The organism is Flavobacterium sp. 90, from assembly GCF_004339525.1.
In the GTDB taxonomy this organism is placed as follows: Bacteria; Bacteroidota; Bacteroidia; order Flavobacteriales; family Flavobacteriaceae; genus Flavobacterium.
On record NZ_SMGE01000001.1, the window covers coordinates 1829886 to 1855599 of the forward strand.

Here is a 25714-nt window from a genome sequence, read left to right on the forward strand (position 1 = left end):
GCAAAATCGCAAAGCTTAAACAGAATATTGTCATTTCTGTAGATGTTAGATATTTCGGTAACAAAATTTAACTTTAATAAATTTTGTTACGATGAGAAATAATAGTCAGGATTCCACTTTAGAGCGGAACTACTTAGAGAAGTATCGTTTTCTAATAAAAGAATATGAACAGGTAAAAAATAAAACTCATCCTTTGTATAAAAAAGCAATGGATTTTTATGCAGCAAATAATACTTGCCGAAAGAGTTTTTTAAAGTATTATAATCGCTTTAAACAAAGTGGGAAATCTATTGATTTATTGCCCCAAAAAAGAGGTCCCAAATATAAAACAAGACGTCCTTTGCCTTTTATAGAGCAAAAAGTAATTGCATTACGAGAAAAAGGAAACAACAAATATGAAATTGTTAGTATCTTAAGGCCCAAATTAGGGAAGCATACACCATCATATTCAGGAGTTTATAATATTTTAAAACGCAATAAAATAAATAGATTAACTCCGAAGATTAAAAAGAATCATCAAAAAATAATCAAGGAAAGAATGGGACAACTTGGTCATATTGATTGTCATTATTTGAGCAAAAGTATAATTAAAGGGGAAAATAAAAATCGCTATTTAGTTTGTGTAATAGATGATTACAGTCGAATTGCCTGGGCTGAATTAGTTTCTGATATTACCAGTTTAACAGTTATGTTTGCGGCATTGAAATGTTTAAACATCCTAAGTGATCATTATGAAATAAAATTTGAAGAGATATTATCTGATAATGGAGCTGAATTTGGACCTAAAACAAGCAAAGTGAAAAATAATCACCCTTTTGAGAGGATGTTAATGGAATTAGGTATTGTTCATAGGTACACAAAACCCTACAGACCACAAACTAATGGTAAAGTTGAACGCTTTTGGAGAACTCTTGAAGATGATTTATTGAGAGACACAGATTTTGATTCTCATGAAGAATTAAAAGAAGAATTATTGCAATACTTATATTATTATAATCATGAAAGACCACATCAAGGTATTGATGGAAAAAAACCAATCGAAATGATAAATCCGTTACCGAAATAAGTAACCTTTACAATTTCGACGAAGGAGAAATCTTCGCAAGTAACTCCGTAACGAAAATCCAATCTTTGTCGAGCTTCTCGCGAAGATTTCTCCTTCGTCGAAATGACAAAATCTTTGCGATTTTGTGTCTTTTTCACCATACCAATATAGCCCTTAAACTTAATGACATTGACAGTACAAACTGCACATATTTTATAACATAATCTAGTTTTTTTTTGCGTGAGGGATAGAGCTAAGCTACCGAAGTAGCAGTGAAAGCCCGACAGCAATAAAAAAAGGGGCCGACTAAGCGATTTGCATAGTTGGCCCCTTTTTTTATTGGTGGCACGCCCAGATTATTATTGGCGTAATATTATGATTTTGGCAATGGTGCTCCAACGGCAATATCGCAACGGTGACCTGCTTGTCCGTGTGGCGGATTCATGCCTTCGGCTGTTGCAACTGGCTTTTCGGTACTTAATAAAGCGGGAACAGCATTATTAGCCGGCGGCGTAACAGTAAAACTTTGCGACGCGCTTCCGCTTTGTGCAGGAGTGGCAGCAACTGGTTTGGCTACAGGAGAATTTAAAGGCGCTCCTACAGGAATATCACATCTGTGTCCTGGTTGACCATGCGACGGATTCATACCTTTGGCTACTTTTACCGGAGCCGCAGTTGTTGTAGTAACTACTTGTTGTTGACTTGGATTCATTTGAACCGTTTGTGCAGGTTGTGCATTCACAGTTTGCCCCTGTTGCGTTGGTGCTGAATTTAATGGTGCGCCAACGGCAATATCGCAACGATGTCCGGGTTGTCCGTGAGCAGGATTTAATCCTTTGGTTTCTCCCAAAACCGTATTTGGATTTGTTGCCGGCATTTGAACTACTGATTTTGTTTTTGCTGTGTCTTTTGCCAATCCTAATTTAACTAACTCAGAAGTTGGTGTGTTTTCTTGTGGCTCCAATTCCTTTTTGCAGGAAGTTAAAAATAAGGAAGTAACAAATATTGAGGTGATAAATATTTTTGGATTCATGATGTCTATTTTAAAGTATTCAAATATACTAAATCAAATTATACCATATAAGTGATATAAGTTAATTTAAGTTTTGTCTTTTTATTTAGTCTCGCAAAAGCGCAGAGGCGCAAAGAAAATTAACTTGGCGTCTTTACGCCTTTGCGTGATTAATTTCATTTACCTACAACGGATTAAAATCCGTTGCTACAAAATGCATCGTTCCTCCGGAACTTTTCAATCTTTGTTATTAAAATAAACTTGGCGACTCTGCTCCTGATAGCTATCGGGATTGCGAGATTAAATTCGTCCAACAAAAACCTTTGAATCTTTGTTCCTTTGAACCTTTGCACCTTTAAAAGAATATTTCCTAACTTTAAATCCAAAACAAAACCTATTATGAAAAAATCAATTCTACTTTTATTATTCGTTGCTTCTTTTGCAAATGCACAAACTTCTGAAAAAGACAAAGTCAACCAAACTATCGATGCCTGGCATAAGGCTGCTGCCGATGTAAAATTTGATACTTATTTTAATTTAATGGCTGATGATGCAATTTTCATTGGAACGGACGCTACCGAAAACTGGATTAAAAAAGACTTCAAAATATGGGCAAAACCTTTTTTTGACAAAGGAACAACTTGGAATTTTACAGCGCTTGAACGTCATATCTTTTTTGATAAATCGGGAAAAATTGCATGGTTTGACGAATTATTAAATACACAAATGAAAATTTGTCGCGGTTCTGGTATTTTGGTAAAAGTAGGGAAAGAATGGAAAATTCAGCATTATGTTTTATCAATGACGATTCCGAATGATGATATTGATGCTATCATTAAAGTAAAAGCGCCAATCGAAGATGTTTTGATTGCGAAGCTTCAGAAAAAATAAACATTTTTGAACTTTGTTCTTATAATCCTAACTTTTCTAGCACTTTAGCGAACTTGATATCGATTTAATTATAATATAATTGACAATATTAGTCCTATTTTGGAAGTTCAAAATAAGATTGTCTCAAAAAAAAGGTTCGAATTTTACAATATTAACTAAAATAAAAGCCACACCTCTATTTTATTAGCCCTTGAAATCAAAATCTTTATTTTTTTTTAACTTTGACCCCAAAAAAAATAGGGTTAAATAAAGTATTTGAAAAATGAAAATAGAAAAACGCTGGATCATTTCCTTTATTATTATAAGTATTGTTTGTATTACCGGCGCATTTTGGCCAACTGTTACGCAAAATAGTTATGTATTATCTGAATTTGGCACAACCGATCATATCGTTCCTGCCGATGTTGCCTGGATGTTAACTTCTTGTTGTCTGGTTTTGATTATGACACCGGGATTATCATTTTTCTACGGAGGAATGGTAGGCCGAAAAAATGTAATTTCGACAATGTTACAAAGTTTCATTTGTTTGGGCGTTGTAACACTTTTATGGGTTGTAGTTGGTTTTAGTCTGGCTTTTGGTGATCCTGTGGGTTTTGGTTCCGGAGCTCATTTTTATAGCTTCTTTGGCAATCCAACAACTTTTGCTTTTATGGATTATGTGGGCGTTTTGCCTCATAAGAAATTAGCGAGCACGATTCCGTTTATGTTATTTGCTTTGTTCCAAATGAAATTTGCGATTATTGCTCCGGCAATTATTACGGGTTCGTTTGCAGAGCGCGTTCGCTTTATATCATATTTATTATTCATCAGTTTGTTTACCATATTTATTTATGCGCCTTTGTGCCATTCGGTTTGGTATCCAACAGGAATTTTAGGAACTTATTTTGGTGTAAAAGATTTCGCCGGAGGAACTGTCGTACATATGAGTTCAGGTTTTGCTGCTCTTGCCGGAGTTTTGGTTTTAGGAAAAAGAAAAAATAGTGCTCATATACCCACCAATATTCCGTTTGTATTATTAGGAACCGGAATGTTATGGTTTGGATGGTTTGGCTTCAACGCTGGTTCTGCACTTGCTGCCAACGGAACTGCTGCAATGGCTTTTGCAACTACAACAACATCATCTGCTGCCGCAATGTTAACCTGGGTTTTCTTTGATCGAATGAACGGCAGAAAAGTTTCGGCACTTGGAGCTTGTATTGGAGCTGTTGTTGGTCTGGTTGCTATAACGCCAGCCGCAGGATTTGTGTCGGTTCCTGAAAGTATGTTTTTTGGATTTATTACTGCTTTGGTTTCAAACTCAGTTGTAAATTGTCGTTTCTCAAAAAGATTTGATGATACGCTTGACGTTTTTGCTTGTCACGGTGTTGGTGGAATTATGGGAATGATTCTAACGGCAATTTTCGCTCATGGCGAAGATGCAAGTTTACTTCACGGCGGATGGAATGTTTTTGGTCACCATATGATGGCATTGGTTCTGGTTTCTATCTTTACTTTCTTCGGAGCTTATTTCTTATTCAAAGTAACCAATTTTATCATTCCGCTTCGTGTTTCTGAAGAAAACGAACATATTGGACTGGATTTATCGCAACACGATGAAACTCTTGATCCAAAATTAAAACCTATTACTGAGGCTCATTACGGGTAAATATATTTTTCAGCCACGAATTTCACAAATTAGCACTAATTTTTTCTGCTATCTAGCCAAATTGATTCGTGTAAATTTGTGAAATTCGTGGCGAAAACTTAACCGGTGTAGTCCCTACAGGACATTTTTATTAGGTGTACCAATCTCATTTTCTACCAACATTTAACTCCTAACGGAGTAGTTAAAAGAGTATTTAAAAAAATCTTTTTAATCTCTATAATCTGTGGCAAAAAATTAATCCCAATTCATGGAATTCGTGGCAAAAAAACTTTAAACCCAATTCGGCTATTTTCATTCGTTTATATTCCTTAATTTTGCTGAAAATTTTTGTAAAAGTGGGAAGTAAAAATAAACTAAAAAGATTCAGAGAAAACGAAACGTTCCAAAACGTTTTTCAACCAACCAGAGAAGAAGTTGTAGGCGACTTAATGCCTTTGAAAGGAAAATGGAACTCTGATTTCTTTAAAAATGACAATCCATTAGTTTTAGAATTAGGATGTGGAAAAGGAGAATATTCTGTTGGATTAGCAGAAAGATATCCAAACAAAAATTTTATTGGAATAGATATTAAAGGTGCTCGTTTCTGGAGAGGTGCAAAAACCGCTGTCGAAAACGGTCTTCATAATGTTGCTTTTATTCGTACTCAAATCGAATTAATCAATCATATTTTTGCTGAAAATGAAGTGGATGAAATCTGGATTACTTTTCCGGATCCTCAAATTAAATACAAAAGAACAAAACACAGAATGACTAATTCGGAGTTTTTGAAATTGTACAAAAGAATCCTTAAAAAAGACGGTGTCGTAAACTTAAAAACCGACAGCGAATTCATGCACGGATATACTCTTGGATTGCTTCACGGTGAAGGACACGAAGTTTTATATGCAAACCATAACGTATATACAAACGAAGGAAGTCCTGAGGAAGTTACTGCTTTTCAGACTTTTTACGAGAAACAATATTTAGAGATTAATAAGGCAATTACGTATATTCGCTTTAAAATTAAAGACTAATTTTAATTTTAAAAACGATTTTTCAAACCCATTAAATAACTGAATGGCATTACTTACCCCATTACTTTCAGGTTTTATTGCCGCTTTCATTGGGATTATTCCGCCAGGATTAATCAACATGACCGCAGCCAAAGTAAACTTAAAAGAAGGCAAAAAGAATGCTTTGTGGTTTGTTGCCGGTGCCATTTTAGTAATCTTTTTTCAGGTTTCTTTGGCCGTTTTATTTGCTCAGGTAATTGATAATCGTCCGGATGTTGTAACGCTGTTACGCGAAATTGGTTTTGCTATCTTTTCGATCTTAACGATTTACTTTTTGTTTTTTGCTAAAGAACCAAAAGCTAAAAAATCCAAGATAAAAAAGCACAGTAAAAAAAGTCGTTTCTTTTTAGGAATGCTGCTTTCCGGTTTGAACTTTTTTCCAATTCCGTATTATGTTGTTGTGAGTGTTACCCTGGCTTCTTATCATCTTTTTGCATTCGAAAACAACATTATTTTTACTTTTGTATTCGGATCTGTTTTAGGTTCGTTTGCTGCTTTATACAGTTACATTGGTTTCTTTGGAAGAATAGAAAAGAAAACCGATTATGTCATGAGAAACATGAATACTATTATTGGTAGTATCACAGGATTAATTGCCATTGCAACGCTTTTTAATATTTTGAGTTACTACTTTGGTTAAAAATATTAGCCACACATTTCAAATATTAAATTGATTTTTAAATTTGTTTCACGCAGATTTTGCAGATTTAAGCAAATTTAAAAAGATTTTTGGTTTATTTTTAATCTGCATGAAACTCAAGTTTGACAAACCAAAGTAAAATCATTTTTAATCCTTTAATCTGTGGCAGAAAACATGGCTGAAGATAATTTTTTCGAAAGAGTTTATGCAATCGCCAGACAAATTCCATACGGAAAAGTAACTTCTTATGGCGCTATTGCGAAAGCTTTAGGAACCGCACGTTCTGCTCGAATGGTCGGTTGGGCAATGAATGCTTGTCACAATATGGATGATGTTCCCGCTCACAGAGTTGTAAACAGAAAAGGCCTTTTGACCGGAAAACACCATTTTGACGGAACCAATTTAATGCAGCAACTTCTGGAAAGCGAAGGTATTGTTGTAGAAAACAATCAAATCATAGATCTCGAAAAGCACTTTTGGACACCTGAAATTGAATTATAGATGCCGCAATCTTTGTCAAAGTTTTGAACTTTGACAAAGATAAACTCAGATCAAACATATCACAAAACTCGTTTTATCTTCATCGGTTTGGTAACTTAAATATCCGCCGTGTGCTTCTATGATATTTTTCGAAAGTGTTAATCCTATTCCGGCGCCGTCTTTTCTGGTGGTGAAAAATGGCAGAAATACTTTGTCTCTAATTTCCTGATCGATTCCTTTTCCGTTGTCTGAAATCACTATAAAAAAGCGGTTATTTTCTGTATAACTGGATAAAAACATTTTCTTTTCGCTCTTTTCTTTCAAGGCATAAATACTGTTTGTAATCAAATTAATAATCACTTGTTCCATTTGATTTTTATCTATCAAAATCGATCTTGAACTGTGAATCTCATTAATCAATTCAATATTTTCTGCTTTTAGAATTGGATCCATAATTCGGAGGCAATCTTGAAAAAGCGCATTTATTGGTGTCATTATTTTTGTTGGCGTCGGAAGCATGGCTAATTTTCGATAATTCTCAACAAAAACCTGCAAGTGATCACTTCGATTAATAATGGTCGAAATACTACTTTTTATATCATCAAAATCGTCTTCTTCGAGCTTTTCCTGATCAACTATATGTAGTAAATTCTGCGAAAGCGCACGAATTGGCGTTAAAGAATTCATTAACTCATGCGAAATAATTTTCATTAGATTAATCCAGGCTTCTTTCTCTTTTTTCTCAATTACACGCTGAATACTATCTAGGAGAATTATAAAATACTCTTTATTATATGATTTTGCATGTGACGTTTGGAGCATAAAAGTCTGCAAATCCTGTTCTTCAATTTTAATTGAAATTGCGGATTTTAGATCTGTAAAACCAACATTTTCCACCTCAGAACAAAGTGATGGCAGATAATTTTTAAGGTATTTCCAATGACTTACTTTTGGTACTTTAAATAAGTTAGAGAAACAATCGTTCATCAAGAAAATACTCCATTCGTCATTTTCTTTCTCTAAAATCAAAGTCGCTGTATCAATACTATTTAAAATAGATTGGTAAACAAGTTCTTTTGAAGTTTGTTCTTGTTTCTGCACTTTTAATGAATCATATAAAAGGTACAAATTTTTAAAACTTTCTCTTTTATTAACTTCAGGAAAATTAGTTGTAAAATCATTTTTCAATATTGATTCTAGTGTTCGATCATAAAACAATAATCTGTTTTTGACGAAAAAGTACATTTCAAACAACATTACAGCGCCAAAAAAACCAACTAAAAGCGCATTATAATAAAACATTTTATAGATTAGAAAAACACAAAAGAAAAAGAGCATCATTATAAATAATACTCTCACAAACAATGCATTATAAAACTTCCAGTTTTTCATTATTGTATTTTTTTTATTGCCACAGATTACAGGATTAAAAATGATTTCTTTACTTAATATAGTTCTCTCGCAGATTCTGAAGATTTGGCGGATAAAAATTATCTCGTTTCTTCCTTCTTGGCTCTTTAACCATTTTTTAAATCGTATTTTTCAATTCTTCTGTATAATGCAGCTCTTGACAAACCTAATTCTTCGGCGGTTTTACTGATGTTTCCGTTGTGTTTAAATAAGGCTTTTTCGATAACATTTCTTTCCATTTCAGATAACGGATTTTCGTCATTTTCCTGAAAATCTTCAAAGTTCAAAATATCTAGATCCTGTACAGAAATCGTATTATTATCTGCCAAAATCAAGGCACGTTCGATCTTATTTTCCATTTCACGAACATTTCCTTTCCATGGATATTTTTCTAAATATGGCGCTACATTATCTTCAAATTTCCAGTTTTCCTGATTGTATTTTTCAGCAATTTGATCTAGAATAAAATGAGCCATCGGAACAATATCATCTTTTCGTTCGCGTAATGACGGCAAATGAATTTCCATTGTATTGATTCGGTATAGTAAATCTTCTCGGAATGTTTTGTTTTTTACCTCAGCTTTAATATCACTATTTGTTGCTGCAACAATTCGAACATTTAAGGGTCTGGCCTTACTTTCACCTAAGCGTGTAACGGTTTTGGTTTGCAGAACATGTAATAATTTAGCTTGCAAATGAAGCGGAATATTCCCAATTTCATCCAGAAAAATAGTTCCGCCAGACGCCATTTCAAATCTTCCGGGGGTATCTATTTTTGCATCTGTAAAAGCTCCTTTTGCATATCCAAAAAGTTCACTTTCGAATAAATTATCACTTAAAGAACCTAAATCTACGTGCACAAAAGGCTGATTTTTTCGTTCTGAATTCTCATGAATAAACTCTGCAAAAACATATTTACCCGTTCCGTTTTCGCCCAAAATCAAAACATTAGCATCGGTTTTTGCCACTTTTTCGGCGATAGAATAAGCTTGTTTTATTTTTTGTGATGTTCCAACGAAATATCTTTTCTCTGTTTTTTCGACAACAACTTTTTTGGTGTTTTTTCTGCTTTCGACAACAGCTTTATCTATTATTTCAAGTAATTTTTCGTTATGCCAAGGTTTTAAAACATAGTCAAAAGCGCCAATTTTTATTCCTTCAACGGCAGTTTCTATTTTACCAAATGCGGTCATTAAAATCACAATTGTTTGTGGCGAAAGTGTTTTAATTTCTTTTAGCCAATGAATTCCTTCTCTCCCATCTTCAAAACCAATTCGGTAATTCATGTCTAACAAAACCACATTTATATCATTTTCACTTAAAAGCGAAATGATTTTTTTTGGACTATTTGTCGTGAAAATAGTTTCAAAATGTTTTTTGAGAATCATTTTTGCCGAAAAAAGAATTTCTTCCTGATCGTCAACGACTAATATTTGGGCTTGTTTTTTTCGCATGCTGTCTTTTTTTGTCCGATATCGAACGGTCAACTGTTCATTATCGAACAGTCATTTTTTTAACTGGTTTTCAAAGCTTCTTTAAAATCAAGGCTTTACAAATAATAAATTTTATGGCATAGTATTTACCTATTGACTATCAGTAAATTATTTAAAACATGGACACGGTAATCCCTCGTAAAAATAGAAAATTTAGATATCTGACAATAGCAATTACTGCTTTTTTAGTTTTGGCTGTTATTATCTTTTTCTCCTTTAGCACAAAAAGAAGCTTGAATGTAAAATCAGATGAGCTTTCTATTCAAAAAATCGAAAAAGCTTTTTTCGAAGATTTCGTCGTTTTTCAGGCAAAAGTTGAACCTCTAAACGTAATGTTGGTAAACGTAACTGAAGGCGGATCTGTAAAAGAGATTTTTGTCGAAAATGGCGCAATGGTAACCAAAGGACAATCGCTGGCACGTTTATACAACCCAAACACTGAACTTAATTATCTAACTCAAGAAACGGCAATTATTGAACAAATTAATAATTTGAATACCGGAAAACTGAACATTAGAAATCAGGAATTGAATCTTAATAAGGATTTGGTTTTAATCGAGCATGATTATAATGACGCCAAAAGATTATATGATATGAATGCCAAATTATATGATAAAGAGGTAATTTCTAAAAATGACTGGAATACGTTTAAAGAAAGTCTTCGTTTTCAAGAGGAACGCAAAAGAACGATTCAGCAAAGTATTCAGAAAGAAAAACAAACGAATCAAATTCAGATTTCGCAAATAAATCGTTCGATTCAAACTATGGAGAAAAGTTTGGACATTTTAAGAAACAACAAAAAGAACTTCTTAATTACTGCTCCGGAAACTGGTAGATTGACTTCATTTGAACCGGTTTTGGGTAAATCTTTTCAGGCTGGCGAAAGCATCGGAAAAATAGATTCGAAACGTGGTTACAAACTTGCTGCTGATGTAGATGAATTTTATCTGGAAAAAGTTCGCGAAGGTTTAAAAGGTCAAGTCGAATTTAAAGGGAAAACGCTGGAAGTTTTAGTTACAAAGGTAATTCCTGAAGTTAAAAGTGGTCATTTTACAGTAGAATTGGCTTTTACATCTAAAGAAGAAATTGTTTTACAAGACGGATTAAGTTTTGGGGTAAAATTAATCTTGTCTGAAAAGAATAAAACATTGGTTATCCCAAAAGGAAGCTTCAATCAGGAAACTGCAGGAAAATGGATTTTTGTAGTTAAAGGCAATAAAGCCGAAAGAAGAAACATAAAACTAGGAAGAGAAAATCCTTCGTATTATGAAATTCTGGATGGCTTAAAAGAAGGTGAATCTGTGATTACCTCATCGTATGCAGATTATAAAGACATTGAAGAACTGTCGATTAGTAATTCACAGGCGCAGTAACAGTTTTCAGTCTCAGTCTCAGTCTCAGTCTCAGTCTCAGTCTCAGTCTCAGTTTTCAGTTTACAGTTTTCAGTTTACAATTCACAACTAACAATTTATAATTAATAAAGTTTCAATCATCAATCAAAATCATCATTACACAATTAATAATTCATAATTAACAATTTACAATTAACTTCAATCATCAATCAAAAAACATAATCATCAACAACAATTAAAACCTTAAAAAATATGATAACAATTCAAAATTTAACCAAAGTTTTTAGAACCGAAGAAGTAGAAACCTCAGCTTTGAGCGGCATTAATTTAGAAATTAAACAAGGTGATTTTTTAACTATCATGGGACCTTCCGGTTGTGGAAAATCGACTTTATTGAATATTATTGGTCTTTTGGACGGCGCTAATGGCGGAAGTTATAAATTATTAGGTCAGGAAATGATTGGCTTAAAAGAAAAAGGAAGAGCTCAGGTTCGTAAAGAAAATATTGGATTCATTTTTCAGAATTTTAATTTGATAGATGAACTTTCTGTTTATGATAATATCGAATTACCATTGCTTTACAACAATGTAAAAGCATCTGAAAGAAAACAAAAAATTGAAGCTATTGCTGAGAAACTAAACATTTCGCACCGTTTGAAACATTATCCTCAACAACTTTCAGGAGGACAACAACAAAGGGTTGCTGTTGCAAGAGCTTTGGTAAATGATCCTAAAATCATTCTTGCCGATGAGCCAACCGGAAATCTGGACAGTAAGAATGGTAATGAAGTTATGGAACTTTTGACTGATTTACATGCAAAAGGTGCCACAATTTTAATGGTTACGCACTCTGATTATGACGCTTCGTTTTCGCAAAAAACGATTCATATGAAAGATGGTGTTATATTCTCTGAGCGATTAAATCAGAGAAATGTAGATGTTTTTATGGACGCTAAATAATCTCAAAATGATCAATTTTATTATAACTGTAATCACTTTCCTGGTAGGTTTTGTTTGCAAAGTATTGGCTATTATCTAAAACGAATCAAAGAACTATAAAAAAATAAGCAATGATTTTTAACTGGTTTAAAATATTTATTTATCATTTAAAGCAAAACAAATTGTTTTCGTTTTTAAATGTCCTGGGCTTAAGTATTGGAGTTGCGGGAGTTATTTTTGCAATTTTATATTGGAACAACGAAAATGCATACGATCAATGGAATCCTGAAAAAGAAAACACTTATCAGGTTTTGAATGTAATTGGTGCGACCGGAGACACTTGGGCTACGAGTTCAATTCCTTTTGGAAAAACATGTAAAGCAACGATTCCGGAAATTGAGCAAATTTGTTTTTTAAACATTTGGTACGGCGAGTCTGTTATAAAATATCAAAATCGAAAAGTAATCGATAAAAAAATCATGGTTTCTGATGAGAACTTTTTTGATTTTTTCCCTTTTCCAATTATAAAAGGGGACAAAAAAGATATTTTAAAAGACAAAAACAGCGTCGCTATTGCAGAAGAACAAGCCGAGCTGCTTTTTAAGAATGATGATCCAATTGGGAAATCAGTTTCTTACGACAATAAATCTTATATCGTAAAAGCCGTTTATCGCATTGTAAAACCATCTTCTATTGAACCTAATTATGTTTTTGGAGGAATTGTGCGCGAACAAGATTTAAACCAATGGGGAAATTTCAATTATGGTTTTATGATCAAAATCAAAAAAGATGTTGATCCTGCTTTAGTTTTAAAGAAAATGCACAATGTTAATTTTGTAAACAGAACTTTAAAAGATGCCAAAGAAAGTGGTCAGACTGTGGCGCAATACATAAAAGAAAACGGAGAAATCAAGATCATTATTGATCAATTGAAAACTTTGCATTTACATGGCACAAAAGCTTCAGGATCTACAACTCCTGAAGGAAAAGGAAACCTACAGCTTCTTTATATCATTGCAGGATTATCTGTTTTGATTTTGATTTTGTCACTTGTAAATTACATTAATTTAGCGACAGCTTCGGCCATAAAACGCGCTAAAGAAGTTGGTGTTCGTAAAATTGTTGGTGCAAGCAAAAATCAAATTATTGCTCAGTTTATTTTTGAAACTGCCATAGTTGTTGTTCTTGCTATTTTATTTGCTTTGGCAATCGTAGAGCTTTCTTTGCCTTATTACAATACTTTTTTGAAAAAATCACTTACTATGAATGGCGGTGAATTTTACCTGCAGCTTATTTTCATATTTGGATTAGTAATCATTCTTGCGGGTATTTTTCCTGCTGTTTATATCTCAAATTTTGAAACTTTAAAGGTTTTAAAAGGAAACTTTTCAAGAAGTAAAAGTGGTATCTGGATCCGAAATTCAATGCTTATTTTTCAATTTGGAATTGCTGCTTTTTTCATCATCGGTGCATTAATTGTAAATTCTCAGGTTGACTATATGATGAATAAAGATCTTGGTTTTAGCGGTGATCAGGTTATCAGAATTCCTTTTAGATCCGAAGATTACAAGCAAAAGGCTCCAAAATATTTTACTGCAAAGCAAGAAATCAGTAAAATGTCAGGAGTTCTGGATGTTTCTACTTTTGCGGGTACTTTTGGGAACAGCACAAACTCAAGTTCCGGTTTTACACACAATGGTGTTTTTGTTCAGCCTAGAAATGTTGAAATGGATTTTGGTTTTCTGGAAATGATGAAAATTAAGGTTGTTGAAGGCCGAAATTTATCTCCCAAATTCGCTTCGGACACTATTAATAATTGGTTGATAAATGAATCCTTAGTTAAATTATTAGGGCTTAAAAACCCTATAAATACGGTAATAACTTCCGGCTGGGGAAATGACAAAGGAAATATGAAATTTAAAGTGGTTGGAGTTGTCAAAGACTTTAATATTACAGGACTTCAAAATAAAGTTCCGCCAATGGTTTTTATTAACCTTAAAACTTTAAAATGGAATAACTTTGATAACGTTTATGTAAAAGTTTCACCAAACAACTTAACAGAAACTTTAGCTAAACTAAAAACCTATTGGGAGAAAAACATAAATCCTGATTATCCTTTTGATTATGAATTTGTAAACAAAGGATTTGCCAAAACGTATGAGGAACAAGTAAAACAAAAAGATCTGTTTTTCATTTTAAATCTTGTTGTAATCATCATTGCCATTTTTGGATTATTTGCTTTAGCATCATTCTCAATGGAAAGAAGATTAAAAGAAATTGCAATCAGAAAAACTTTGGGCGCAGAAACAGATGTTTTATTAAAAGCATTATCAAAACAATATGTGCTGTTTTGCTTAATAGGATTTGGTATCGGAATTATTCCTGCTTATATTTTATTACAAAAATGGCTTGAAAATTTTGCTTTCAGAATCGGCGTTTCGGTCGTTCCGTTTAGTATCGCATTGGTTTCTTTAATGTTCCTGACTTTACTAATTGTTTTGGCAAAAGCTTATCAGGTGACCAAAATAGATATTTTAAAATATTTAAAATACGAATAGACTTGTAGACCATTTTTTTTTAAAAGAAACCCGCCAGATTAATAAAATCTGGCGGGTTTCTCTATTAATATTTAACAACTGAATGTCTTATTTTGCAGCAACAGAATCTGATGAATAAAGTAATTTATCTAACTGCGGATCTCTATCGTATACATCAGGATAAAAACCAATTTCGCCATCGTCGTTTACCCAAGCTGTGAAATAACCTATATAGATTGGAATTTTGTTTTTAAGCTTGCAAGTCGTTTCTTTTTCACCACTCATTGCGCTGTTTATTTTGTCTACTGGCCAATCCGGATCGTCTTTTAAGATTTCGAGTGCCAGATTTTTTGCTTCTTTTACGTTGATACAACCGTGGCTAAAAATACGTTTTTCAAATTCAAACAAACTTTTTGCCGGCGTATCATGAAGATAAATATCATTAGGATTCGGAAACATGAATTTAACTAATCCCAAAGAGTTTTTAGGTCCTGGTTTTTGTCGAACATTCCCTCCATTCCATTCCATATTATGATCTGCGAGATAGTTTTTATCTTCGGCCATTTTGAGTTTTAGTTCATTTTTAATAATACTTTGCGGAACATACCAATATGGACTAAATACAATTCTGTCCATCATTCCGCTAAAGATTACTGTTTCAGTCATTCTGGTTCCCACAAAAACTTCTGATACTAAATCATATTTTCCGTTTTTAACATAAACCAGTTTAAACGATGGTATATTGACCATTATATATTCGTTTGCCTGTGCTAGATTTGTCGGTATCCAGCGACAACGTTCCATATTTAGCATTATCGTTTTAATTCTTTTGCCAATTGGCTCATTCATTTGATTGATATGATCTCTGGTTAACGTGTAATTCAATGTAAGCCCGTATCGTTTTTTGTATTTTAAAATACCTGCCATCATCTCCTCATCATATACATCTCTTTTAGAATCTTGCGCCAGATCTCCCACAACAAACAAACGTTCTCTAATTTGTTTTACTGCAACGCCACTATCAAAAGGCTTTAAGTCTTTGTAATTTGCACTGTCAATTTCTATTTTCTTCCACTGATTATTTTTTTCGATATTACGGTATCTTTGCAAGACTGCTTTAAGCTTGTAATATTGCCCATACAAAAGATTCTCGTCTTTGTTTAATCTTGCAGGATCAACCATAAGAGAATCTAATATTTTGGTATAAGAAATTGTTTTTGTTGGCAGGAACCAGCCAATCTTTTTTAATGTAGCGGGATCAACTCCTGAATAAACATTGCTGGCATAAAACACATACATATTAGACAGCATAAGTTCTGTGTCTATCTGCGACAAGTCTTCGGTTACATTTTCATTAAAAATATCATCAATTAAATCTCGATAAGGCATTGTTGCTTTGATTCCCTGATCGTTTAGCTGTCGCACTTTGTGATACAATAAAGAACCAAATTCACTTACGCTTTTATCATCATACCAAATTGACTTAAACTCCTTCTTTTTATAAAGGTCTAAAACGTCATTTTGGTACTTCTTCAGTTTAGGATATTTTTTATAAAAATCATTAATTGCTCCCTCGGTGACAACTACATTCAAAACATAATTTTTATTGAAAGAAGCACTTTTAGATTCCGTTGTTTTATATTTTAAAGGGATTTTTTTTGCTGAAGATTCAAAAGAAAACATCAAAAAACTAACGGTAATAATTACAGATAAAGAAGTAAAATTTCGCATATTTTTAGATTTAAATTTTAGAAAATAATATCATTTAAAAATATCGAAAACTCGTAATTCACCCAGGAACAAGCTTTCACATACTTTTCCAAACATTAGAAATCATAAATTTAGGGTACTCAAATATAACTAAGATTATTGAGATTTTAATCAACTTTTTCTGAAAATTTATCATAAAATTCATGTATTTTAGTTCAAAAAGTGCTTTGGTTTCAGGATATCAAATAAAATTTGCCTGTTTTTTATTCTAAAGAAAGGAAAGACAATACTTCAGAATCGTTTTGACCAATCCTAATATCAAGAAATACAATTTAAAAGCATTTGAATCCAAACTTAATCTGTTATCTTTGTAGTCTGAAATCAGTTTAAATAAATACAGTTCCTAAATTGGTTTCCCTCATTAGAAAACAGACGATTAAAATGAAATTAGATAGAAAAGAAATTCTTAAAGCTCTAGAAACAATCACTATAGCAGGAGAAGGAAAAAATATGGTTGAAAGTGGTGCTGTTACCAATGTTCTAACTTTTGGTGATGAAGTTGTAGTAGATTTACTATTACACACTCCGGCAATGCACATTAAAAAAAGAGCCGAAGACGATATCAAAAAAACAATTCACGATTTGATTTCTTCTGAAGCAAAAGTTAAAGTAAACATTAAAGTTGAAGCAAAGGAAAATCCTAACGAAATAAAAGGAAAGGCGATTCCTGGAATCAAAAATATAATTGCCGTTGCTTCTGGTAAAGGTGGAGTTGGAAAATCTACTGTTACAGCAAATCTTGCCGTAACGCTTGCAAAAATGGGTTTTAGCGTTGGTGTTTTAGATGCAGATATCTACGGACCTTCTATGCCAATTATGTTTGATGTAGAAAATGAAAAACCAACTTCAATTACCGTTGACGGAAAATCAAAAATGAAACCAATTGAAAGTTATGAAATTAAAATACTTTCTATCGGTTTTTTCACCGCTCCAAGTCAGGCTGTAATCTGGAGAGGTCCAATGGCTGCTAAAGCTTTGAACCAAATGATTTTTGATGCAGATTGGGGAGAATTAGATTTTATGCTTATCGATTTACCTCCTGGAACTGGAGATATTCACCTTTCGATCATGCAATCATTACCTATTACAGGAGCTGTAGTAGTTAGTACACCTCAAGCTGTGGCTCTTGCCGATGCTAAAAAAGGAGTTGCAATGTTCATGCAAGACAACATCAATGTTCCTGTTTTGGGAATTATCGAAAATATGGCTTACTTTACGCCAGAAGAATTACCTGACAATAAATATTATATCTTTGGACAGGAAGGAGCGAAAAATCTTGCAGAAGATTTAAATGTTCCATTCTTAGGAGAAGTGCCAATTGTACAATCTATTCGTGAAGCAGGAGACTATGGACGTCCTGCAGCTTTGCAAACGGCTTCGGTAATCGAAACCATTTTTGAAGAAATAACTCGAAATGTTGTACAGGAAACAGTAAACAGAAACGATACTTTGCCTGCAACTGAAGCCATTAAAATTACAACTATGGCAGGTTGTTCAGCAGTAAAAAAATAAATTAGATAATAAGACAATACTAATGAGATAATTAGAAAATTAGATAATGAGATAATTTTACTTCAAAGTGAATTTTCTAATTATCTAATTGACTAATTTTCTAATTGATAAAATTATGACAACAGAAGAATTAACAAGCAACGTATTATTGGCTCTAGATGAAATCAGACCTTTTTTAAATTCTGATGGAGGAGACATTACACTAATTTCTATAGACGATGACAAACATGTCAAAGTTCGTCTTGAAGGAGCATGTATTAGCTGCAGTGTAAACCAAATGACACTTAAAGCAGGAGTCGAAACAACAATAAAAAAATATGCTCCACAAATAGAAACTGTGGTAAATATTATGTAATACAAGCGATATTGTTTAGCCTTTTTTAAGGATCTTGATTTAACAAGAATAATAGCGCTAAAGCAATTTGACTTGTAAAACCATAAAAAAACAATAAGAATACAGCATTAATTTGCAGATTTAGCAAAAAACAATCCAAAGATTTAAGGCTTTTAGTGAAGTTTTTTTACATTTTTAACTTAAATTTGTGAAACAACCTCTAAATCTTAAGTTTATGAAGAAGTATTACTCTCTATTTTTATTGTTTTTTTTCCTGACAGTAAGTTATGCGCAACAAAGTGCAACGACATTAGTTGTAGATAAGGCGTGGTTGAATGAAAATGAAGAATGGTCAGATTTTGATTATTCAGGTAAAATTATATTTTCGACGATACCAACCAATGAAGAAGGAAGTCTTAGAATTGGTAATTTTGATTTTTTATATGATCTTTGCGACGGAAAAGCAAAATTCTCAAATAAAGCAACCTACAGTTCTGCTGAATTTACTCATCCAAGAAAGCTAGCTGCGCAAACTGATAAACAAGGAGTAGTAAATACAACTTACGAAGGAACTCTAATTTTCCAATCAGATAGAGATTATTATTCTATAATTGCTGTAGTAACAATTTTAGATAAGGGAGGTAATATCCTGGGAATTAAAATACATTCTAAAGAAAACGAAAGAAAAGAATACGCCTTTAGCTTAAAACCAACAAGTTAATTTAAATAAGGATTTGTTCCTGTTATCAAATCCGAACCAAAATTCCAAATAATTAAAATGGATGTATTAATAAAGATTAAAGATCGAGAAGGAGTTATACACGAATTACAAGCTCCAACTGATATGGCAATGAACATAATGGAGTTATGCAAAGCATACGAACTTCCTGTTGAAGGAACCTGCGGAGGAATGGCAATGTGCGCCTCTTGCCAGTGTTACGTTCTTAATGATATTGCATTACCAGAAATGGGAGATGAAGAAGAAGCTATGCTTTCGGAAGCGTTTTATGTTAAATCTAATAGTCGTTTAGGCTGCCAGATACCAATTACTACAGAATTAGAAGGATTAGAGCTAGAATTAGCACCTGAATACTAAATAATAAAAAAGCGAGAATTTAAGTTCTCGCTTTTTTTATGCTTTATTATTAAACTCGACAGGTTCATAATATTGAGAAATTTTATTCGTACTTCTTTATCAGTTCCTCTAAATCAAATTCTTTTAGCAATTTATCCAGATATTTACCTCTGCTGCTTGTTTCACGCTGATAAGGCGCAAAAAGACTTGTTACTTTATTAAATTCGTCGTTGAGATCTTTTAAAAGTTCTATCTTTTCCTGAGTTACAGCCGAACCTTTAGTTTCAATAAAATCTAAAATTCTTTTTATTGCGATTTCTTTTTCAATGATTGCATCTTCATCACTTTCTAAAGTACAAATACCATAAATTCCTTTACAAAAATGCCCCCATTCTTCTTCGAAAGCTTTCTCAGCTTTTACCAAATCAATTTCTCCATTTTCATCAAAAGTATTCCCATAAGCAAATATTTTATATTGATGTTTCTTCAAATTAGATAAGAGATTTTGTCTAAAATCCTTTTTAAACTTTTCAGGATTATGATGTAAAGTATTATCCGCAATAAGTTTCAAAATACTTTTTGGAAAATACCTTTTGGACGAAACAATCACATGATTATCATTCAAAGGCGAACTAATTGTCACTTCTGAATTTACAACATAAGACGGTTCCGGAATAAGTTGATCTTTGATAAGTTGATTTAATTTATCTGAATTAAGATCCATTATTGTTATAATTTCTTCAGCTTCAAGATAATTCTCTTCAATGTATTTTATGTTTATATCTTTCATTTATATCTATTAAAATTATTCTTCCAAATTACGAGGATCAAAAGGCTCAAATTCTCTTTCAGAAAATGCTTCGGTTAAAATTCCTGACGAACACAACCAGGTTATCGTTTCTTCGAGTGTATTTCCTGTTTTATAAATCATTTCGCTATGTCTTGGCAAAACGAAATACTCGCTTTTAAAAAGGATAATTTCATCTCCGTCATAAGTATCTCCAATTCTAATTGCATTCAAAACTTCGTCTTTCGTCAAAACATCCTTTCCTTCATCCCAAAACCAGTATTCGGTTATACGGTCTTTCCATTCTGCCAAAGTCAAAATAATAGTTTCCGGAAGATAGATTCGCACATAAGTTCCACCAAGAATTCCGCTTCCGTAAGTCGAAACATATTCTTTATAATCAGTATCAAAAGCAATATTTAACGTTTTTTCGCAAGCCAGAATATCTTCATTTTCAGCTAGGAATAAATCTATTTGATTGGTCTTGTAATTGGGAATTATTTTATAATTATCGAAGTTCATTTTGTTTGTATTTCTTATAGCTAAAATAACGCTTTTTATACCGAAATTAAATTTATTCCAACAAAAAAACCGTAATTACATCACTGCAATTACGGCTTTCTCTTTATAACAATTTTCTTTAATCTCTAGTTTATACCAAACCTGCCTGAATTAAATATTCAGCAATTTGAATTGTGTTTGTTGCAGCACCTTTTCTTAAGTTATCAGCAACGATCCACATGTTTAATGTATTTGGCTGGCTTTCGTCACGACGGATTCTTCCAACAAAAACATCATTTTTACCTTCTGCATATAATGGCATTGGATATGTAAATGTGTCTAAATTATCCTGAACCACTACTCCATCAGTATTATGTAAGATTTCGCGAACTTCATTTACATCAAAATCATTTGTAAACTCAACATTTACAGCTTCACTATGTCCGCCAACAACAGGAACACGAACTGCAGTTGCTGTAACTCTAATCGTGTTATCACCAAGAATTTTTTGAGTCTCACGAACTAATTTCATTTCTTCTTTAGTGTATCCGTTTTCTTCAAAACTATCGCAATGTGGAATCGCATTTCTATGAATTGGATATTTATAAGCCATTTCTCCCTGAACTCCTGCGTATTCGTTTTCTAATTGTCTTACCGCTTTTACACCAGTTCCGGTGATTGATTGGTAAGTAGAAACGATGATTCTTTTAATGTTGTATTTTTTATGCAATGGAGCCAATGTCAAAACCATTTGAATAGTTGAGCAATTTGGGTTTGCAATAATTTTATCTTCTTTTGTTAATATTGAAGCATTGATTTCCGGAACTACCAATTTTTTTGTTGGGTCCATTCTCCAAGCAGATGAGTTGTCAATAACAGTTGTTCCTGCCTCTGCAAATTTTGGCGCCCATTCTAATGAAGTATCTCCTCCAGCAGAAAAAACAGCAATATCAGCTTTCATATCAACTGCCGTTTGCAATCCAACAACTTTATATTTTGCTCCTTTATATTCAATTTCTTTTCCAATTGATTTCTCAGATGCAACAGGAATTAACTCTGTAACTGGAAAATTTCTTTCTGCTAAAACTTTAAGCATAATCTCGCCAACCATACCAGTGGCACCTACAACGGCTATTCTCATTTTTATATCTTTAGTATGAATTAATCTAATTTACAACGCAAAAGTAACTATAATAAAAAACAAAACAATGTGCTTCACAAAAAATAACAAAATGTTACAAAACAAACAATACTGTTTTTTTTAGGAATCTAAAATTATAATACCGTCCTCAACAGTTTCAACTTTTTTGATCAGTCTTAAAGCATTAGAAAGTATGGATGAGCTTTCATTTACCAACCTCTCATTTTCTATTGCTGTATCAAAATGACTTTCTACTACATTTTTCAATAGTTCCTCTTTTTCAAGATTTTCAATAATAGTAATTAGTTCCTTTTTTTCATTCAGATCATCGCATTTCGTGAGTTGTATTTTGCTATGCAGAAGTACAATATAATCCAGTTCTTTTATAAACTCTTCTTTTCTAAGATTCATTCTATCTCTTAAATCATAATCCCAACTTGAATAATCTATTGATTCAGAATCTCCAAGACTTAAAAGAAAGAGGCTTGCGCAACCATGAGATATTTCATGTATTGATTCAAAGCCAAATTGCCTCATTTTTTCTACAAATCTTTGGTCTTCCGGATCATAATAATGATTCTTCATTCCTACCGATATTTCATAAATATAGTCTTTGATATGACTTAATTCATTATTTGTCAATAACAATGTGTCAGTTTTAATTTTCTGAATTATAACACTTGCATCAGTTTTAGAATATGTATTTCCTTCAATAATATTTTTTTCAACCAAGTAATTGCTAAAAAAAACAAACTCTTCCTCTTTTTCAACTTCAATAAACTTAGCAGCTAAAATGTCTCTTTTTAAAATATAAAAATCTACATGACACCCCATAAATAATTAATTTAGATGTTTCTTGTCTTTTTAAGCTAATTATAGACCAAAAAAAACCGCCTCAATCAAGAAGCGGTTAAGTTAGACTTAGTGTAGCGGTATATTATTTATTTTTTAATAGATCTCTAATTTGTGTCAATAACTCTTCTTGAGTTGGTCCAGCTGGTGGCGGTGGCGCAACATCTTTCTTTTTTGCATGATTTATTCCTTTAATAATTAAGAACAAAACAAAAGCAACAATTAGAAAGTTAATTACTGCCGAAAGAAACAATCCGTACTTAACACCTCCAAAAGCCGTCAGCTCTTCTATCGTAGACAAATGTGCGGCGTCTAATGCTGGTTTTAAGATTAATGGTGTAATTACATTTTCAATTAACGAGCTCACAATTTTGCCAAAAGCAGCTCCAATGATAACCCCAACAGCCAAATCGACTACGTTGCCTTTCATTGCAAATTCCTTAAATTCCGAGAACATCCCCATAATTGTTTATTTAGTTTATAATTAAATTCATATCGAAAATACGGAATTTTCTGCAAAGTTTCAAAATCTACCTAAAAAATACTCTTTTTACGCGTTGCGAAATACTGGTCATAATTTCATACGGAATGGTTTTTAGCGCTTGTGCCATTTCAACAACCGTTGGGCTTTCGCCGAAAATAATCACAGAATCTCCTTCTTTGCAATCAATAGTACTTACATCGACCATTAACATATCCATGCAAACGCTTCCAACAATTGGCGCTTTTTGGTTCTTGATTAACACAAATCCAACTTCATTGCCCCATAATCTCGAAATTCCATCTGCATAACCAATTGGAATCGTCGCAATTTTAGTTTCCTTCTTAGCCATAAAACGACGACCGTAACCTACACTATCACCATCTGGAATCGTGCGAACCTGCGAAATTATTGATTTTAAAGTTCCAACATTCTCCAGATATTTTTGTTCTGCCGGATCATTAGAAACTCCGTATAATCCAATTCCTAAACGTACCATATTAAATTGTGCATTTGGAAAATTACTGATTCCTGATGTATTCAGTATATGACGAATTGGGTTTATATTTAATTCTGAAATTAATTTTGAAGACAATTTATCGAATAAATCAATCTGCGAAAGCACAAATTCAAAATGCTTTTCTTCATCGCTAGTTGCGAGATGTGATAAAACACTTTTTACTTTTACCGTTGAATTTCCTTTTAAAGTTTCAATCAATTCATTTAGATTATTTTCTTCAAAACCCAAACGATGCATTCCGGTATCGAGTTTAATATGAATTGGAAAATCTTTTAAACCTTTCTCACGCGCAATTTTCAAAAAGGCATTCAATCCTTTTATACTATAAATTTCAGGCTCTAATTCATACTGAATAATCGATGGAAAACTGGTTGATTCAGGATTTAAAACCATAATTGGCAATTTTATTCCGCCATTTTTAAGCGAGATTCCTTCATCGGCAAAAGCCACACCTAAATAATCTACTTTATGATGTTCGAGTAATTTTGCAATTTCCAAACCTCCGTTTCCGTAACCAAAAGCTTTTACCATAACCATGATTTTTACATCATCGCCCAATTTTGACTTATAGTAATTTAGATTATGACTGATAGAATCCATGTTGATTTCAAGAACCGTTTCGTGTGTTTTTTCTTCGAGCAAAGAAACAATTTGCTCAAACTGAAACGACCTTGCACCTTTTATTAAAATGGTTTCATTACTGAAGTTTAAACTATCGATTTGAGCAATAAATTCGGCTGTATTTTGAAAAGTAATACAATTCGAAAATTTAGCTGCAAACGAAGAAATAGTAGTTCCAATTGCGATAACACGATTTACTTTGTTATCAGAAACAAGTTGCGCAACTTTGGTATATAATTCTTCATTTGAAAATCCGCTTTGAACAATATCAGATAAAATAATTGTTTTTGAAGCGTTCTTTTTCTTCTGACTTTCCAGGAAATCCAAAGCTATTTTTAGCGATTGAAAATCGGAGCTGTAACTATCGTCGATAATACTACAATTGTTAATTCCGTTTTTTACTTCTAATCGCATTCTTACCGGATACAACATTTGCATGCGGTTTTGAATCGTGGTAAAATCATACTCAAAATACAACAAAACCAACAAACAAGAAATTGCATTTTCTATCGAAGCAGAATCACTAAACGGGATTTCCAGATTAAAAACTTCTCCTTTATATTGGTATTGAATAATCGTTGCATCGTTTTTATTTTCTTTTTTCAGAATAAAAACATCGGCAGAATGGTCTGTAAAACTCCACGAGAAAATTTTTCTGTCTGCTAAATTATTTTCTTTTAAAAATTCATTTAAACACAAATCAACAATTTCATTCTTTTGATAAATAATCACTTTTGATTTTTTGAAAAGCAATAATTTCTCTTTGATTTTTTGTTCCAAATTCTGAAAACCTTCATCGTGCGCAGATCCAATATTGGTCAAAACGCCAATAGTTGGTTTAATGATTTTCTCCAGATTAATCATTTCGTTTACCGTCGAAATTCCGGCTTCAAAAATACCAAGATTGTGTTTCGCATTAATTGCAATAACAGATAACGGAACTCCAACCTGAGAGTTATAACTTTTAGGACTTCTGATGATATTATAATCTGGACTCAATAAAAAATTAAGCCATTCTTTTACGATAGTTTTTCCGTTACTTCCGGTCAGGCCGATAACAGGAAAGTCAAAAAGATCTCGGTAATAACTTGCAAATTTCTGCAAAGCATCTAATGAATTCTCAACCAATAAAAAATTGGCTTTTCCAGCAGAATTCTCCGGAATATATTGCACTACAAAATTCTGAACTCCTTTTTCTATCAATTCAGGAATATATAAATGAGCGTCATTATTAACGCCTGACAAGGCAAAAAATAAAGTTTGTGATCCGTTTTGCAACGAACGACTGTCGATCGAAATATGATCAACAAAAATATCAGTGTCTGAGCCAATCCATTTGGCATTAAGAACCGGGATAAGGCTTTTTAAGTTTATGCTCATTTAGAAAATTTCTTTTGTCAAATTTAAAAAAAGGATTGCCACCAATTTCACAAATTTTCACTAATTATTTGCGCGTATTTCTTTGCCGCAGATAAAAAAGTTTACCACGAATTAGCACTAATTCTCTGCGGGTAGTTTTTTGCCACAGATTAATGGGGTTAAAATGATTTTCCTATCTGTGTGCATTTGCTTAAATCTGCGTGAAGCAAACTCAAAGCAGATTAAAAAAATTCGTGCTAATTCG

At 32.7% G+C, this 25714-nt stretch carries 23 protein-coding genes; 13 read left to right on the forward strand and 10 right to left on the reverse strand.

All coding sequences use genetic code 11. From position 1 onward, the window contains the following. The first annotated feature begins 91 nt into the window (after positions 1-91). Positions 92-1066 carry an integrase core domain-containing protein gene (locus tag C8C83_RS07340; RefSeq protein ID WP_121326054.1) on the forward strand — a complete coding sequence of 325 codons (975 nt, stop codon included), beginning with the start codon at positions 92-94 and terminating at the stop codon, positions 1064-1066. Positions 1067-1418: 352 nt separating this feature from the next. On the opposite strand, the gene C8C83_RS07345 is transcribed toward C8C83_RS07340, so the two are convergent. Continuing rightward, positions 1419-2078 (reverse strand): hypothetical protein, encoded by a 660-nt coding sequence (locus C8C83_RS07345; protein WP_121327426.1) that lies wholly within the window; start codon positions 2076-2078, stop codon positions 1419-1421. A 378-nt stretch (positions 2079-2456) separates the two neighbouring features. On the opposite strand from C8C83_RS07345, the gene C8C83_RS07350 reads away from it, so the two are divergent. The 5 genes from C8C83_RS07350 (at position 2457) to C8C83_RS07370 (ending at position 6786) form a co-directional block, all read left to right on the forward strand. Continuing rightward, a complete protein-coding gene (locus C8C83_RS07350) occupies positions 2457-2948 on the forward strand; it encodes a nuclear transport factor 2 family protein (RefSeq protein WP_121327428.1) in 492 nt (163 codons plus the stop codon). A gap of 262 nt (positions 2949-3210) precedes the next feature. After that, positions 3211-4593 (forward strand): ammonium transporter, encoded by a 1383-nt coding sequence (locus C8C83_RS07355; RefSeq protein ID WP_121327430.1) that lies wholly within the window; start codon positions 3211-3213, stop codon positions 4591-4593. A gap of 335 nt (positions 4594-4928) precedes the next feature. Next, positions 4929-5606 (forward strand): tRNA (guanosine(46)-N7)-methyltransferase TrmB, encoded by a 678-nt coding sequence (trmB, locus tag C8C83_RS07360; protein WP_089350263.1) that lies wholly within the window; start codon positions 4929-4931, stop codon positions 5604-5606. 43 nt (positions 5607-5649) lie between these two features. After that, positions 5650-6285 (forward strand): LysE family transporter, encoded by a 636-nt coding sequence (locus tag C8C83_RS07365; protein WP_121327432.1) that lies wholly within the window; start codon positions 5650-5652, stop codon positions 6283-6285. A 174-nt stretch (positions 6286-6459) separates the two neighbouring features. Next, positions 6460-6786 carry an MGMT family protein gene (locus C8C83_RS07370; protein WP_121327434.1) on the forward strand — a complete coding sequence of 109 codons (327 nt, stop codon included), beginning with the start codon at positions 6460-6462 and terminating at the stop codon, positions 6784-6786. A 45-nt stretch (positions 6787-6831) separates the two neighbouring features. On the opposite strand, the gene C8C83_RS07375 is transcribed toward C8C83_RS07370, so the two are convergent. Then, positions 6832-8157 (reverse strand): HAMP domain-containing sensor histidine kinase, encoded by a 1326-nt coding sequence (locus C8C83_RS07375; protein ID WP_121327436.1) that lies wholly within the window; start codon positions 8155-8157, stop codon positions 6832-6834. Between the two features lie 125 nt (positions 8158-8282). Continuing rightward, entirely contained in the window at positions 8283-9629 is a 1347-nt protein-coding gene (locus tag C8C83_RS07380) for a sigma-54 dependent transcriptional regulator (RefSeq protein WP_121327438.1), read from the reverse strand. Positions 9630-9787: 158 nt separating this feature from the next. On the opposite strand from C8C83_RS07380, the gene C8C83_RS07385 reads away from it, so the two are divergent. The 3 genes from C8C83_RS07385 to C8C83_RS07395 all read left to right on the forward strand — a co-directional run bounded on the left by C8C83_RS07385 (position 9788) and on the right by C8C83_RS07395 (position 14517). Then, positions 9788-11041, forward strand: coding sequence for an HlyD family efflux transporter periplasmic adaptor subunit (locus C8C83_RS07385; protein WP_121327440.1), 1254 nt, complete (start codon positions 9788-9790; stop codon positions 11039-11041). A gap of 231 nt (positions 11042-11272) precedes the next feature. Further along, positions 11273-11980 carry an ABC transporter ATP-binding protein gene (locus C8C83_RS07390; protein ID WP_099710414.1) on the forward strand — a complete coding sequence of 236 codons (708 nt, stop codon included), beginning with the start codon at positions 11273-11275 and terminating at the stop codon, positions 11978-11980. Positions 11981-12090: 110 nt separating this feature from the next. Continuing rightward, positions 12091-14517, forward strand: a complete 2427-nt coding sequence (locus tag C8C83_RS07395) for an ABC transporter permease (protein WP_121327442.1) — start codon at positions 12091-12093, stop codon at positions 14515-14517. Between the two features lie 87 nt (positions 14518-14604). Here the strand turns inward: C8C83_RS07395 and C8C83_RS07400 are convergent, their stop codons facing one another. After that, complete coding sequence (locus C8C83_RS07400) at positions 14605-16227, reverse strand: L,D-transpeptidase family protein (RefSeq protein ID WP_121327444.1); 1623 nt, start codon at positions 16225-16227, stop codon at positions 14605-14607. Between the two features lie 420 nt (positions 16228-16647). Between C8C83_RS07400 and C8C83_RS07405 the strand changes: the two genes are divergently transcribed. The 4 genes from C8C83_RS07405 (at position 16648) to C8C83_RS07420 (ending at position 19208) form a co-directional block, all read left to right on the forward strand. Next, on the forward strand, positions 16648-17778 hold the full coding sequence (locus C8C83_RS07405; RefSeq protein ID WP_099710411.1) for an Mrp/NBP35 family ATP-binding protein: 1131 nt from the start codon (positions 16648-16650) through the stop codon (positions 17776-17778). A 115-nt stretch (positions 17779-17893) separates the two neighbouring features. After that, complete coding sequence (locus C8C83_RS07410) at positions 17894-18133, forward strand: NifU family protein (RefSeq protein WP_026982674.1); 240 nt, start codon at positions 17894-17896, stop codon at positions 18131-18133. A gap of 214 nt (positions 18134-18347) precedes the next feature. Beyond that, on the forward strand, positions 18348-18833 hold the full coding sequence (locus tag C8C83_RS07415; protein WP_121327446.1) for a hypothetical protein: 486 nt from the start codon (positions 18348-18350) through the stop codon (positions 18831-18833). 57 nt (positions 18834-18890) lie between these two features. Next, on the forward strand, positions 18891-19208 hold the full coding sequence (locus tag C8C83_RS07420) for a 2Fe-2S iron-sulfur cluster-binding protein (protein WP_099710409.1): 318 nt from the start codon (positions 18891-18893) through the stop codon (positions 19206-19208). 82 nt (positions 19209-19290) lie between these two features. Here the strand turns inward: C8C83_RS07420 and C8C83_RS07425 are convergent, their stop codons facing one another. From C8C83_RS07425 to C8C83_RS07450, 6 genes are all read right to left on the reverse strand, one after another. After that, complete coding sequence (locus tag C8C83_RS07425) at positions 19291-19977, reverse strand: DUF6058 family natural product biosynthesis protein (RefSeq protein ID WP_121327448.1); 687 nt, start codon at positions 19975-19977, stop codon at positions 19291-19293. 15 nt (positions 19978-19992) lie between these two features. Next, positions 19993-20496: an SMI1/KNR4 family protein gene (locus C8C83_RS07430; protein ID WP_121327450.1), complete on the reverse strand. Its 504-nt coding sequence runs from the start codon at positions 20494-20496 to the stop codon at positions 19993-19995. Between the two features lie 130 nt (positions 20497-20626). Then, positions 20627-21616 carry an aspartate-semialdehyde dehydrogenase gene (locus tag C8C83_RS07435; protein ID WP_121327452.1) on the reverse strand — a complete coding sequence of 330 codons (990 nt, stop codon included), beginning with the start codon at positions 21614-21616 and terminating at the stop codon, positions 20627-20629. Positions 21617-21736: 120 nt separating this feature from the next. Next, positions 21737-22450: a hypothetical protein gene (locus tag C8C83_RS07440; protein WP_121327454.1), complete on the reverse strand. Its 714-nt coding sequence runs from the start codon at positions 22448-22450 to the stop codon at positions 21737-21739. Between the two features lie 103 nt (positions 22451-22553). Further along, positions 22554-22931 carry a large conductance mechanosensitive channel protein MscL gene (gene mscL / locus C8C83_RS07445; protein ID WP_121327456.1) on the reverse strand — a complete coding sequence of 126 codons (378 nt, stop codon included), beginning with the start codon at positions 22929-22931 and terminating at the stop codon, positions 22554-22556. Between the two features lie 67 nt (positions 22932-22998). Continuing rightward, a complete protein-coding gene (locus C8C83_RS07450) occupies positions 22999-25470 on the reverse strand; it encodes a bifunctional UDP-N-acetylmuramoyl-tripeptide:D-alanyl-D-alanine ligase/alanine racemase (protein WP_121327459.1) in 2472 nt (823 codons plus the stop codon). Positions 25471-25714: the final 244 nt, after the last annotated feature.